This is a genomic window from Desulfobulbaceae bacterium (assembly GCA_013792005.1).
Taxonomy (GTDB): domain Bacteria; phylum Desulfobacterota; class Desulfobulbia; order Desulfobulbales; family VMSU01; genus VMSU01.
On the sequence record VMSU01000145.1, the window covers coordinates 15468 to 29498 of the forward strand.

Consider the following 14031-nt stretch of genomic DNA (forward strand, 5'->3'; position numbering starts at 1 on the left):
ACATTGAACGCTGGTAACTGCTCAGGTTAGCGGTAATCAGTTATCGGTTTACGGTTACAAGAATCATGGTTAGTCATTAATCATCGGATAATGCATGATGTCAGTGTCAGAGTGGGCTCAGCCATTGGCAGTATCATTCACCGTCAACTGTCAACCGTAAACCGCTAACCTGAGCAGTTACGAACGCTGAAAAATGCCCGCAAGACCAGACATCAACGCGCCCATGAAACATAAAACCATCATACAATCGACACATATTCTTACAACTCATATCGTCAACACTATTAACCAAATATAGTCACATTTTTCCAGCATTTTATAGATATGGCCCAAGCTCACTCCCTCACTTTTCTTATTTTTTTAGGGTGGGAGGAAAAATTATTTCCTAACACATCATAAACAAAAATTGCTATACTTGAGTTCATGAAAAAATATCGGGCAAGAGACTTCCACCCCCTACTTTGGAGTAATAAAACTTCACACCCACCAAGCGTCACCAAGGGCAAACTCAAAATCCCCTCAGGTGAAAACCAGAACTCAATTAAAAGGAGCCAATTATGTCAAAAAGATGGATTGCAGGTTCACTTAAAGTTGCCTTGACCATGATTCTTGCTACTGGAATCGCGACCACAGCCATGGCAGAGGAGATCAAGATCGGCGCAGGCGCTGCCCCAACCGAAAACGTCTTCAACAAAATCCAAGACCCTCTCAAGGCAGCCACCGGAGTTTCAATAAAAATCATCTCCAACGGTCCGTCTCAAGCCCTCAAGGAACTCGACAACGGCGCCATTGATGCTGCTGCCGGCGGCCTCACCTTTCAGGACTGGATGTCGATGATGGACAAAGAGGGCTATGCCATGCCGGACAAGGGCGCATACAAGTCCAGAGTCATCGGCAAGGATGTGATCAAAGTCCTGACCAACAAGGACGTAACAGTTACAAGTCTCACCAAGGAACAATTAACAGCCATATTCACCGGCAAGACCAAAAACTGGAAAGAAGTCGGAGGACCAGACAAACCGATAGTCATCCTCCTGGGCAGCAAGATCCCCGGCACCCAAGCCGTGTTTCAGAAACAGATCCTGGCAGGAGCCGACTACACCAAGGAGGCAGTTGAGGGAACCACCGCCCCAGACCTTAAGGAAAAAGTCATTGCCACTTCAGGAGCGGTCTGCCTTGGCCCAATGTCAGTGGTCGACGATACCATCAACGCTCCAGAGATACCTGAAGTCGGTCGACCAATAACCATCATTACCAAGGGCGAACCCTCTGGTGGCGTCAAGACTCTACTCGACTTCATCAGAGGCGAGGGCCAGAAGTATATCGGCAAGTAATAACCACCAGTCCACTGTTTAAATGAGGATGCAGATCTCAGGAAGATCAGACTGTGATCTGCACCGCAAATTTCCTCAGCGCCACACTATCAAGAGAAAGACTATGCCAAAAATGACGCCCACCACCTTGCGAGCCAAGATCCTCCTGTCAACTATCACCATGACTGCACTCCTGCTCTTGAGCCTGGGCGGCTTCATGATGATGCGTAGCGACTCCTTGATGCTGAAGGCCATGGAATCGAAGATGCTGTCCCTGGTTTCCCTCTTCGAAAAGATCAGCGTCCCGTATATAGTCAACTATGACTACCCCTCGCTCGACATTTTTGTCCAGGAAGCTGTCAAGGATACAGATATCGAGTGGGTTGTCTTCCAAGATGCCAAGGGTGTTGCCCTTACCAGCAACAGCAAAGAACAACCACCTACATCCAAATCAGTTCTCGTTGAACGGGAACTTAAGGACGGTGACAACCTGGTCGGGAGGCTTAAATTTAGTTACACCACACAAAAACTCTCAACCCAACACAACGAGAACAAGCGCATTACCGGCGCTGCCATCCTGATAGGAGGACTGTTGACGGCAGTTGCTCTTTTCTTCGTCGTCAGGAACAGCATCAATCCCCTCTACCAGGCAATGGAAGAGATTGACGAGTCATCGCAAAAGGTTGCTTCAGGAGCTACCCAAATCGCCATAACCAGTCAAAGCTTGGCAGAGGGCACCTCAACGCAGGCAGCAGCCTTGGAACAAACATCTTCTTCTTTAGAGGAGATGTCCTCGATCACCAGGCAAAATGCGGATAACACCACTGCTGTTGAATCACTGATCAACACCGCCAACCAAGGAGTAAACCAGGCCAACCAATCAATGACAGAGGTCATCTCGGCGATGCAGGAGATATCCCGTGCCAGTCAAGAGACCTCAAAAATCATTAAAACCATTGACGAAATTGCCTTCCAAACCAACCTGCTCGCCCTCAACGCCGCTGTGGAGGCCGCCAGGGCCGGTGAAGCGGGAGCCGGATTTGCGGTAGTTGCCGATGAGGTGCGTAATCTTGCGATGCGCGCCGCTGAGGCAGCAAAGAATACAGCTCAGTTGATCGAGGGCACAGTCTCTAAAGTAAATGAAGGCTCGGGGTTAGTGGACAAAACTCATACCGCCTTCTCCCAGGTTGCCGACAACGTCATCAAAGTCAACTCCCTCATCGGCGGCATTGCCACCTCGTCACACCAACAAGCCCAAGGCATTGAGCAGATCAACAAGGCTATCACCCTCATGGACACGGCAGTGCAAAATGCCGCAGCCAATGCCGAAGAATCGGCAGCCTTAAGCGAAGAGATGCACAGTCAGGCCAGCAACTTAGAACTCGTCATCTCACGTTTGGAGCAGGTCATCGGCACCAGTAAAAAGATGCCCTCGTCACCTGCAAAAATAGCCGCCGTTCCACTCCATCGGCCAAAACCAAAACCCGTATCTCCTCCTCCTGCTACTAGACCTTCCCCGACAAAGGCAATTGCCCACACCCCAAAAAAACCATCTCCAGAATCGATTATCCCCATGGATGAAGGCGAGGATAATTTCCAAGATTTTTAAGCCTCTGCTAAATCACAGACAACAAAGTTAACTACCCATCAACAATCAAGAGGTGCAATTGAACAAATCGACAAGTCCCTGGAGGCAACAATCTCTTTTTGGCATAGTAGGTTATGACAAGATATTTGTTCACAAGATTACACCAGCAACCCGCAGAAAGAGAATAATAGGCATTCAGTGTTAAGCGCTATTCATAAATTCATATCAGGACTCACCGCATCCCTTCACCACATTCCACCAAAGAGCCAGATGGTCCGACTCACTGGGACAATGCCCCCTGACGGAAAGCCCCCCAAATTCGACCACATCCTTCTCGTCGATGATATTGCACGCAACACCCAATCCTCGCTGGAGACCATCCGCAGAACCGATGAAGGCTACGAACTGACAGTCCACATCACCCACACCTTTGCCGAGGCATTGGCTGCGTTCAATTTACACGACATCAAATTAGTCATTCTTGATCTTGATCTCAATGACATGCAAGGCGATGGGGCGACACTGCTCAAGGAGTTCCGCGAGAAAAAGCCAGAACTCACAGTGTTAGCCAACAGCAGTGAACAAAAATACAACGATATATTAGTAAAAGGAGGAGCTATTGCTGTTCTGGCTAAAGACTCCAGAAAACTCAAACGATGGCTGGCAATAAACGGCTGAACTTCTAAGCGGAAAGACACTATCAGGCGTTAGCAAATCCATGACGCAAGATAAAGAGGTCAAGACGTGCCTGCTGCGCTGGCGTCAAGGCACCAAAAGCAACTCCACATCGACGCATCATCCCCGTCTTATAACCATTAGCCTCTGTGTCTCGACAATAGGCAATAGGTTTAAGTGGAAGACTTTTCAGGACAATCTGCTCGGCAATGGCGTTATTTTGTTCGAAACCGATGAAGATATCAATCTCAAACGGGGCAGTATCCCACTCCCCCTCATTAATACAGAGAAAAGAGACACCGGTCTGACTGATATCGATAATCTTGCCAAGTTCCTTGTATTGTGGTTGTTTCAGCAATACATACGCATTACCACCAACCCGATACCGCTCGCTCTTCCTCTGATCATCAAGGGCTACTGCATCACTAACCATAAGAATACGTCTCCAGGAATTACCAAAGGCCTCCCATGGCCTGTTGGTGAAAAAGACTCTAATTAAAATCATGCCTGGAACATTTTCTCAATTAGGAAACTATTCGGTGAGTAAAAAAGACTGTACAAATCCCCGCAATTTTCAGTATTTTTCCCCAAAGACTAAGATCTGGCCCTTCATCAACCAGAACAGTTCCACTTAGTTTTCACTTTTCTTTTCATTTATCAACACCAACGTCAGCGTCGGAACAGATGGTCATTCTCTACAAGAAAGGCTGACCCAATATACGCTATCTCAACACCCGAAAGTTCTATCAACAATATTCGGCACAATAACAGAAAATCTTCAATCAATTCATTAAATCTGTTACATTATTTCCGAATAAGATCGGAAATCAACCAAGAACAGACCACAAGCAGGATCATTGTATAAAAAGAGTATCAAATTAATAATGCCAGCACTAATATCACCATGTCAAGTTTTCTTTAAGAAATAAGTGATGGATTTCTACCGGCCTTGCCCTGTAGGCACATCCCCCACAAGAGACTAAGGCAACTATCCCACAAAGTGGGATGAACCCGGGACATCCCTAATGACAATACAACACGACACCCTATCTGACTCTGACCGTCTCCTAACAATCCTTACAAAAACAGCAAAAGAGATCTGCCGCCTTGAAGACGAGGCGAAAAAACTCCTCTATGACTCAGGAGACAACTCAGGGTACCGAGACCGCATGCGGCAGAAGGCTATTCTACTTAGCGACCTTGCGGATGAAACAGCAGCGCTCGTGAGCCTTCCTCCCCAGATCAGGGCTTTAACACAGGAACGAATCGGCAGCTTCTCCTATGAGGCAGAAAGAGCGCTCAAAGTGGACAGCGTGTTCTACATGGCCGTTCTTCTCTGCCCCGAGGACCATAAAGATGGCATGCCGAACGAGCTGGACAACTTCATCGCCCAACTCCACCACACACTTCCCCTCAACTTTGGATGATCGGTGAGAAGCATCTTAGGCAAACAGTTCCATGACGTTAAGGTAGACTGCCCATACGGCCTGCCGTTCACAGCTATCTACCGCCAAGCACACTTCGGGCACATGCCGGACAGGGCAATGTCCTTATTCCTAAATGCTGGGTTCCGGCGCAATGGCAACTACCTCTACACCATGGTTTGTCCCGACTGCAGCTCCTGTGTGCCAATCCGCCTGGTGGCCGAACAATTTAAACCAAACAGAAATCAGAAACGGGTCCTGGCCCGAAACCAAGATCTCACTGCCACCATCGCCCCTCTCAAAATCACTGCCGAAAAACTCGCGCTCTGCGACAAATTTCTTCGCAGGAGATTCCCCGGAAAAGCCAGCTCAGGACTTGACTATTATGCCGGATTTTTCATCAACAGCCTGGGCGCTACTTATGAGCTTGAATTTCGAGACCAAGATCACCTGATCGGAGTTTCGATTATCGACCTCTATCCTGAGGCCATCAACTGTGTTTACTTCTACTTCGATCCTGACATATCCAAGCGCAGCCTCGGCACCTTCAACATCATCACCCTGATCAACTACGCCCTTTCCTATCAGATTCGCTATGTCTATTTAGGATACTGGATTGAAGAAATTGCCTCAATGCGTTACAAAGCACAATTTAAACCCCATTATCTCCTGTGGGATGGTCAATGGCAAATGAAGCCTCAGCCCCTGACAAACAAGGATTTCCAACATGAACAAATCAAGTCTGCAGGGAGAAGATAGCGCCGATAACGTGCTTCTGCCCCTAAGGGCGCTAAAAACACACAATATCTCAAGTCCAGTGACAGTCCTTCGTGACGGCCCTAAGGCCCTGGACTATCTGTCAACCACTGGGAATTATTCCGGCCACACCATTCCCCTACCTGCCATTGTGCTTCTCGATCTCAACCTTCCCAAGATCAATGGCATTGAGGCCATCCACCAATTGGAGAGCTATTAGCTGCGATGAAAGCACACTCCCCACAGATTATCACATAAAGATCTTTTAGATGAAGACCATGACCATCGTAATCAACCACATGACAAGGGCTATCTTCCTACTGATATCAAGCTCCATTTTCGCCCTCTCTCCAATTAGTTTAGCATACGCTGACGAAGTGAAACAAAGCTCGGTTCTCGTCATCATGAGCTATGACGACAAGAACAACTCAGAGCGCGAGATTGCTCAGGGCATTGAGAATGCACTCACCGGACAACGCATTCACTATTATTATCTGGACGCAAAAAACCACCCGGATCTGGCTGCAGGCAATGCACAAAACGCATACACACGCTACCAAGAATTAAAGCCCGATGTGGTGATCGCCGCCGACGACGCTGCCCAAAAACTCTTCGTGCTTCCCTATCTACTTGGCAAGACACCAACTCCAGTCGTGTTCTGTGGAGTCAATGACAGTGCCAGCCAGTACGGCTACCCTAACACTCAAACAACTGGCATTATTGAAAAAAAACACTATCGCCAGAGCATCGGCTTGGCTCAACTCATTGACCCAAGAATAAAAAAAATCGCCATTATCTATCGAGACACCCCGACCAACGCCACCAACCTTGCCCAACTCAAACGAGAAGAAAAAGACTACGGCATCACGATTACCAGTTTCACCGCGGTTAATTCAAGCTCCGAGCTTCTTGCCACTCTAAAAAATCTTGAAGAAGAAAATGATGCCCTGCTCGTTCTTAATCTGGCAGGGATTAATGACGATTCCGGCAATAAAATGGAACAAAGCGCCGCAATGGCCCTGACAGCTAGAACTTGGAACAAGCCAAGCATCGGCGCCTCCAAAAATGAGATAGAAGACGGGATCCTGTGCGGAGTGGCCAAGATCAACCTAGAACAAGGACTGGTTGCAGGCACCATGGCGCAGAACATCATCCAGGGCAAGAGTCCTGCCGATATCCCTGTTACCGAGAACCAAAACGGTCAACGGATGATCAATGCCACCACAGCTTACCGATTGGGGTTGAAGCTCAAACCCATGGTATTGATTGGCACAACACTGGTTCAATAACCTACAACCAATACCAAATATATCTATATCTGTGCCACTCTCTTTCAATAACTACACCGTCATGGCAAACCGTTCCAGCCTGGGACGGTTGATCGCCACGAATCTGCTCTCCTTGGCCGCCCTAGCCATTACCTTCGCCATAATCCTGGGAACCGTATCAAGCCTGCGGCAACTTTTTCAAACCGAGGTTAATCATAATGTGGCAATGGCGGCCAAGAGCTTCATGCTTGGCAGGTCCTTTCTTACCCTCGACTCAGAAGCCCAAGCCATCCACAGCACCTATCTCCATGCCCCAGAAGACGTCATTACCCGCAGCAAAACCATCCTGAGCCATCTTGACAACCTGATCATGGAAGCAAGTACCAGCGATAATTTCTTACGTCAGGACCAAGGAATCAATATTTTTCACAATTACCGAAGCGCTCTTGGCCAATTCCTTGATGACGAAATCACCATAAGCAAAAATATCATGGATATCGATTCATATAACCGCCTGTTTCTGCAGAAACTTGCCACCATTGAGGACCACCTTGGCCAGCTCATTATGAAACAAGTGCTAACAGGAGATCAAGCCACCGGCCTCCTGCAGATCACCGCCCTGATCCCATTCTGTCGCGAGCAGATCCTCCACGCCCAAATCCTGGTCGACCAAGCCGCACACGACCACGACACCACTAAGCTCATCTACCATGATCAAACCACAATACCATCAACAAGTCTCACCTCTGCCATTACGAACCTTCGTCAAACTTTATCCACCATAACTTCAGCCGACCCCGCCATCTCTGATGAAACAGAAACAATCATCGCCATGATCTCACCATATCTGCAGACGGTCAAACAGCTTACAAACTCCATAAATTCAGCAAATTACCTATCAAAAGAAGCGGCACGAACCAGAAATGACATTCTCCACTTCTTAAACGAGGTCGACCAAAAGATATTGGTGTCCTTAAAAAAAGCCGAACAAAGAAGCAACGAATTGCTCTCTCGGACAACCCATACAATTTATACCATAACAGCCCTGATTCTGATTGTCAGCCTGGTCGGGGCATCTCTAGTTCATATCATTGGCCGACAGCTCTCTGCCTCGGCAAAATCTGCAGAAACCGCACGCAATGCCCTTCACACCCGAGTTGTCAGGCTCAAGGAAGAAATAGCAGGACGCAAACAAGCTGAAAGCGAACTGCACACATTCAACGAATCACTTGAAGTAATCGTTCAACATCGAACCCAAGAACTTACCGACACAACCAACGAATTAGAAACCCTAATCGCTGCCATGTCCCACGACTTACGCACACCATTACAAGGGATTGCAGGGTTTTCACACGCCCTGCGCGAAAAGTATGGCGATCGCCTCGACACTCAGGGGCGGGCATATCTCAACCAGATACAAGAATTCTGTCTCCGAGCAGGTGACACCATTGATACCATCCTTGATCTGTCACGCCTATCCCGTTGCGCTTTGACTGTAAGCACCATCAACCTGAGCGACATTGTCCAGTCGGTGCTGACAGAACTCAAGCACAACAATCCGGAAAGGCAAGTCGCCACCGTCATTGCGCCAACGCCATCAATCCAGGCAGACCCCCGCCTGATGAGAGCCTTGCTGGAACCCCTTGTCAACAACGCATGGAAATTCACCAGCCACATCGACAAGGCAATCATCCAATTCGGCAGCCGGGAACAAGAAGGCGAACGCGTCTTTTTCATTAAAGATAATGGCGCAGGCTTCAACATGGTCTATGCCAACAAACTTTTCACCCTGTTCCAACGGCTTCATTCTCCTGACCAGTTCCCAGGCAACGGCATCGGCCTCGCTATAGCCCAACGGATTATCAATCGCTATCAAGGGAAAATCTGGTCCCACGGCCGAGAAAACGTAGGCGCCAGCTTCTTTTTCACCCTTCCGGACACGGAACAATTACCCTGCACATGAAAAGCGCTCTTGGCCGCAGCCTCATTACTCTCTTTTCTGCCATGGCTATCCTGGCGCTTTGCGCAGGAGTTCTGGTCATCTCCGGCATCCGGCACAACTCCCAAATGACCCACGTAAGAACGTCCCTTACCAATCTTCAACTCGAGATAAAAAAACTTCAATTACTCCAAAACCAGGAATCATCAATTACAGCTTCCCCCCTCCCTGTCGAAACTGCACGAAAAACATTCCTCACCCTTAAACAGTTGGCATGGACAATCGACACCCTTGGGCGAGAACAAACATCGACAGGAAAATCCTATTTACCAAGCCTGGTAAAGCAGCTTGACTCACTCCGTGATACCTATGTCAACTTGCTCTCCTCTGTCAATGAATACCATAAAAATCACCAGATCAATCAGGAACTATTTGCCCTGATCAATCAGCGAATCTCCCTCCCAACCACTTCCTTTGATGAAACTATCCAGCAAAACCTTGAACTTCTCCAAACCATGCTGGTCGTTGACACACCCAAAAAAGAAGCCCCCACCTCACAGATGAAAACGATTGAGGCCCTGTTTCAAGACATTGCTTACGAAATCTCCGATCCCTCCGTCAACAAGGCTCTAAAAACCATCCAGAACAATTATCATCAGAGCGTCAACAATCAAGTTTCAATACGCACTCAAGAACAAATGCTCAGCACAATGTCTACCGTCTTCACGACCCATGCAGAAGAAACGATCAACTCCATCTCTTCCTCGCTTGCCACGAAAGAAGCTTGGCGCAACTCACTAATATGCCTCATCCTCCTCGCCCTCATCGCAACCATACTATTGACCTTTGGGCTGATCCGCAAACGACTTCACCTGTTCCAGCACCACGCTTCTTTGATAATGAAGTCAATTCGCTCCGGCCATTTCGACTACCAGCCAGAACTCTTTCACGACGATGAAATGACCACACACCTGCAGTTTCTTACAGAGGTGAGCTACCAGTTGGCCCAACAACGCCAAATAATAAGTGAATACCACCAACGATGGCAAACACTGTTTAACACCATGACAGAGTGGGTCCTGACCTGCGACACCAATGGAATCTGCACCGCATCCAATCACAGGGCCAAGGAAATGACAGGCTTTGATGCCGACCGACTGATCAACCAGCCGCTCGCCACCGTGCTGGAAGGGCATGCAGGGGCAACCCTCAACATCGACATCGCACAAGCCTTGGCCGACCAGAAAGAGTTTGACTCCCTCGATCACCACATCCAACATATAAACGGCTCACTGATTCCTGCTGTTATCAAAGGACAACCAATTATCGACGCAGCAGGACACTGGCAGGGACTCACCCTGCTCATTTCCAATCTGAGTAAGGAGCATCATGCCGAAGCGCTGTTGACCCAAGCAACACGGGCCACCAAGTTCCTTAACATGATCCTGGAACTTGCCCTGCTCAACATCGAACTACCAGAACTGCTGGACCGCTTCATCGGCCACCTCATCAATCTTTCATGGATCGGTGTTCAACCCAAGGCTGCCTTCTTCCTGATCGACAAGAACACCCACTGCCTGACCATGGCAGCCCAACGCGGTATCGACAGCCAGGTCATCACTTCCTGTGCTCTGCTGCCTCTCGGCGCCTGTCTCTGCGGGCGTGTCGCCCAATCCGGAAAAATAATTTTTGCAGATTGTCACGACCCACGCCACGAAATGAACTATCCGGGTATGGCCATTCATGGCCACTACTGCCTGCCTGTCCATACAGTAGCGGGAGAAATCATCGGGGTAGTAGTCCTTTACCTCGAACCTACCCTCCCTCGAGATCACATGATCGAGGCCATCCTGATCACCGCCACCACCATGATCGGTTCAATTATCCGCCGCCGTCAAACCGAAGACGCACTGAAATCCCTCAATCAAAATCTTGAACAAAGAATTGAGGCCCGCACTGCCCAACTTACCGCCGCCAACCAGGAACTCGACTCATTCTCCTATTCAGTTTCCCACGACCTTCGGGCGCCTCTCAGGGCCATTGATGGGTTCAGCCTGGCTCTCTATGAAGATTATGGTTCGACCCTTCCCCCTCAGGCTCATGACTCTCTCGCCCGAATCAGATCTGGATGCTCACGGATGGAGTCACTGATAAACGACCTTCTGAATCTCTCACGCCTGTCCCGGTTTGAACTTAAACGAAACAAAGTCAATCTTTCACAAATGGCGATTGAAATTAGTGAAGAAATACGGGCGGAATCCCCACATCGTATGGTAATGTGGCATATTGTTCAAGATCTTGAGATCATGGCAGATCCAACAATGATCAGAGCGGCGCTGTTCAATCTCCTTGCCAACGCGTGGAAATACTCGAAAAAAACTGCCAGTGCCAGAATCGAACTAGGACGGATTGCTAATATTAATGACACCGGCCAGACCGCATTCTTTATCAGGGACAACGGCGCAGGCTTCAACATGCGTTATGTCGACAAATTATTCACACCATTCCAACGCCTTCACCCAGAAGACCAATTTCCCGGTAACGGGATCGGCCTGGCAACGGTACAACGAATTATTCACCTCCACCAAGGAAAAATCTGGGCCGAAGGAAAGGCAGGAGAAGGAGCAACGTTTTATTTTACAGTATCCCCTGGGGATTAACTTTTAACCACTATCCAGCTCGTTTCTTACCACATAGTGAACGATAAGCAGCTGTATGCACACTCGCCGATCATACTGCAACCATGCATGACAGCTGAATAATTACATTAAATTTGAAGCACGAAATCATCATGAAAAAAATGCTCAAAGTATTACAGATAGAAGACAATGACGATGACGCGCTCCTCATTATCCGAAGCTTACATAAATTCGGCTATCAAACCACCTCCAGGCGAGTCGAAACCCCGCAGGACCTCAACAATGCGCTCAATGAAGAATCTTGGGATATCGTGCTCTCTGATTACGCTATGCCCGACTTTGACGGGATCGCAGCGCTCGAACAGGTAAAAAAATACCCTCACACTCCCTTCATTTTAGTTTCCGGGGCCGTGGGTGAAGAAGCGGCTGTCGAAATCATGAAGGCTGGCGCCCACGACTTCATTGTCAAGGACAAACTCGAACGATTAGGCCACGCCGTTGATCGCTCTATACGGGAACTAGCTATACTCAAAGATAAAGAAGATAGCGAACGCATTATTCAGGCCGTTCTCAAAGGCATGGCGCAAGCAACCGGCTATCAGGCCTTCAACAATATCCTGACTGGCATTGGCGAATGGTTAGGCGCCGAGCATGGGATCATTGGCAGACTTGAGCCAGGGCAGTCTATCGAAACAATGGCCTTTATCGCTGACAATCGCCAATTAGGCAATATCCGCTACGACCTCCACGGCACTCCCTGTGCCAAGGTAATCGACAAAGGCCTTACTCTGATTACTAACAACCTTAGCGGATCATTTCCTAACGCGCGCCATGTGATTGTTCTGGAAGCTGAAAGCTATCTCGGCATCCCTCTTAAAAACAAAGATCAAGAAACCATCGGCATTTTATCCTTCATGTCTCGGCAAAAATTAACCCCTCCCGATCGGTACCATCTCCTTCTTGAGCTGGCTGCTGTCCGGACATCCAGCGAGCTTGAACGTCTGGACAGCGAAGCAAAGCGCATCCGTCTCGAAAGCCAACTCCGCCACTCGCAAAAACTAGAGGCCATCGGCACCATGGCCGGTGGAATCGCTCACGATTTCAACAATATCTTGACCGGTATCCTCGGTTATTCAGAAATGGCCAGAAACGAACTCATAAACCTTCCCACTACCCAGCGAAAGCTTGACAAGGTTCTGCAGGCTGGCCATCGAGCCAAGGACTTAGTCCAACAGATTCTGACCTTCAGTCGCCATAGCAGCGATGAAAAAAAGGTCGTTGATATATCCAGCATCTGCCGTGAAGCCATGAAACTTCTGCGGGCCTCGATCCCCACCAGCATCGAATTCAGCTTAAAAATCACTAACCACTGCGCTGTCAAAGCAGCGCCAGGCCAGATGCACCAAATTATAATGAATTTGTGTACCAACGCCTATCACGCCATGACACCGGATGGAGGCCAATTAACGGTTTATCTCGATCAGGAAAAATTGACGGCCAAGGCATCTCGCCGGCTAGGCATTGAAGAGGGGACATTCGTCCGACTAACGGTCAGCGACACAGGATGCGGCATATCAAAAGAGGTCAAGGAACGAATATTCGACCCATACTTCACCACCAAGGACAAGGGTGTCGGCACAGGCCTTGGCCTCGCTTTGATCCATGGCATTATCCAAAGCCATAACGGCGCTATTTCAGTCGAAAGTGAGGAGTGCCAAGGTGCGACCTTCACCATCTGGCTGCCAGCCGCCAAATCACGCCCCATTGAAGTAACAGCCCCAGTCATTGATCAAACCCTGACACGAGGAACAGAGCGAATTCTCCTGGTTGACGACGAACAGCTGGTCCGTCAATTTGCCCACGAAATACTCGAACTGGCAGGATATACTGTTACTGTTGCCAATAACGGACAGGAAGCATTAACCCTCTTTCTGGCCGACCCCGCTGCCTTTGACCTTCTTCTGACCGACATGACCATGCCCAAGATGTCTGGCATGGACTTAGCAAAAAACTGCCTGGCCATCCGATCAGAATTGCCGATCATCCTCTGCACCGGATTCAACGACCAAATCACCAAGGAAAATGCGCTCAAGGCCGGAGTTCTAGCCTATCTGACCAAGCCCGTACCTGCCTATAACCTTTGTCAGGTGATCCGCCATTCTCTGGACTCCCAAAAACTCCCTTTCCCCACCTGACACCTTCCCAATCATGGATCAAATCGGGCCAACAACTCACTTATTGTTCCGAGATCTCTCCTCCTGCCACTGCTGTCCTTATTTCCTGCTTGCACCAAACGAGTAAAATTTATACCTCTCAACACCACTAACCTAGCACAAAACCAATACAAAAATATTTAAAATACCAGTTGCTCCGATTTCATTTTAACACTATAAAAACATGCTAGATAATGAGTTGCATGAGTAAAAATA

The 14031-nt window shown here is 48.6% G+C and carries 11 protein-coding genes; 10 read left to right on the forward strand and 1 reads right to left on the reverse strand.

All coding sequences use genetic code 11. From position 1 onward, the window contains the following. The first annotated feature begins 557 nt into the window (after window positions 1-557). The 3 genes from FP815_08830 (at window position 558) to FP815_08840 (ending at window position 3579) form a co-directional block, all read left to right on the forward strand. Window positions 558-1334: a phosphate ABC transporter substrate-binding protein gene (locus FP815_08830; GenBank protein MBA3015044.1), complete on the forward strand. Its 777-nt coding sequence runs from the start codon at window positions 558-560 to the stop codon at window positions 1332-1334. Between the two features lie 103 nt (window positions 1335-1437). Further along, complete coding sequence (locus tag FP815_08835) at window positions 1438-2922, forward strand: hypothetical protein (protein ID MBA3015045.1); 1485 nt, start codon at window positions 1438-1440, stop codon at window positions 2920-2922. 249 nt (window positions 2923-3171) lie between these two features. Then, complete coding sequence (locus tag FP815_08840) at window positions 3172-3579, forward strand: response regulator (protein ID MBA3015046.1); 408 nt, start codon at window positions 3172-3174, stop codon at window positions 3577-3579. 22 nt (window positions 3580-3601) lie between these two features. On the opposite strand, the gene FP815_08845 is transcribed toward FP815_08840, so the two are convergent. After that, window positions 3602-4081 (reverse strand): PilZ domain-containing protein, encoded by a 480-nt coding sequence (locus FP815_08845; protein MBA3015047.1) that lies wholly within the window; start codon window positions 4079-4081, stop codon window positions 3602-3604. Window positions 4082-4601: 520 nt separating this feature from the next. Between FP815_08845 and FP815_08850 the strand changes: the two genes are divergently transcribed. The 7 genes from FP815_08850 (at window position 4602) to FP815_08880 (ending at window position 13797) form a co-directional block, all read left to right on the forward strand. Then, window positions 4602-5003: a hypothetical protein gene (locus FP815_08850; protein ID MBA3015048.1), complete on the forward strand. Its 402-nt coding sequence runs from the start codon at window positions 4602-4604 to the stop codon at window positions 5001-5003. 3 nt (window positions 5004-5006) lie between these two features. Then, on the forward strand, window positions 5007-5759 hold the full coding sequence (locus tag FP815_08855) for an arginyltransferase (protein ID MBA3015049.1): 753 nt from the start codon (window positions 5007-5009) through the stop codon (window positions 5757-5759). Continuing rightward, complete coding sequence (locus FP815_08860) at window positions 5728-5976, forward strand: response regulator (GenBank protein ID MBA3015050.1); 249 nt, start codon at window positions 5728-5730, stop codon at window positions 5974-5976. The genes FP815_08855 and FP815_08860 overlap by 32 nt, the downstream gene beginning before the upstream one ends. A 49-nt stretch (window positions 5977-6025) precedes the next feature. After that, entirely contained in the window at window positions 6026-7045 is a 1020-nt protein-coding gene (locus tag FP815_08865) for a hypothetical protein (protein ID MBA3015051.1), read from the forward strand. Between the two features lie 61 nt (window positions 7046-7106). Next, on the forward strand, window positions 7107-8987 hold the full coding sequence (locus tag FP815_08870) for a hypothetical protein (GenBank protein ID MBA3015052.1): 1881 nt from the start codon (window positions 7107-7109) through the stop codon (window positions 8985-8987). Continuing rightward, complete coding sequence (locus FP815_08875; protein ID MBA3015053.1) at window positions 8984-11623, forward strand: PAS domain S-box protein; 2640 nt, start codon at window positions 8984-8986, stop codon at window positions 11621-11623. The genes FP815_08870 and FP815_08875 overlap by 4 nt, the downstream gene beginning before the upstream one ends. Before the next feature lie 131 nt (window positions 11624-11754). Further along, the gene (locus tag FP815_08880; protein MBA3015054.1) at window positions 11755-13797 is read left to right on the forward strand and encodes a response regulator; all 2043 of its coding nucleotides are present in this window, start codon (window positions 11755-11757) and stop codon (window positions 13795-13797) included. Window positions 13798-14031 lie beyond the last annotated feature (234 nt).

Coding starts and splice junctions, on each gene's coding strand:
- FP815_08845 (MBA3015047.1), bottom strand. CDS start 4,081: ATGATTTTAATTAGAGTCTTTTTCACCAACAGGCCATGGGAGGCCTTT.
- FP815_08880 (MBA3015054.1), top strand. CDS start 11,755: ATGAAAAAAATGCTCAAAGTATTACAGATAGAAGACAATGACGATGAC.
- FP815_08870 (MBA3015052.1), top strand. CDS start 7,107: ATGGCAAACCGTTCCAGCCTGGGACGGTTGATCGCCACGAATCTGCTC.
- FP815_08850 (MBA3015048.1), top strand. CDS start 4,602: ATGACAATACAACACGACACCCTATCTGACTCTGACCGTCTCCTAACA.
- FP815_08835 (MBA3015045.1), top strand. CDS start 1,438: ATGCCAAAAATGACGCCCACCACCTTGCGAGCCAAGATCCTCCTGTCA.
- FP815_08875 (MBA3015053.1), top strand. CDS start 8,984: ATGAAAAGCGCTCTTGGCCGCAGCCTCATTACTCTCTTTTCTGCCATG.
- FP815_08830 (MBA3015044.1), top strand. CDS start 558: ATGTCAAAAAGATGGATTGCAGGTTCACTTAAAGTTGCCTTGACCATG.
- FP815_08865 (MBA3015051.1), top strand. CDS start 6,026: ATGAAGACCATGACCATCGTAATCAACCACATGACAAGGGCTATCTTC.
- FP815_08840 (MBA3015046.1), top strand. CDS start 3,172: ATGGTCCGACTCACTGGGACAATGCCCCCTGACGGAAAGCCCCCCAAA.
- FP815_08860 (MBA3015050.1), top strand. CDS start 5,728: ATGAACAAATCAAGTCTGCAGGGAGAAGATAGCGCCGATAACGTGCTT.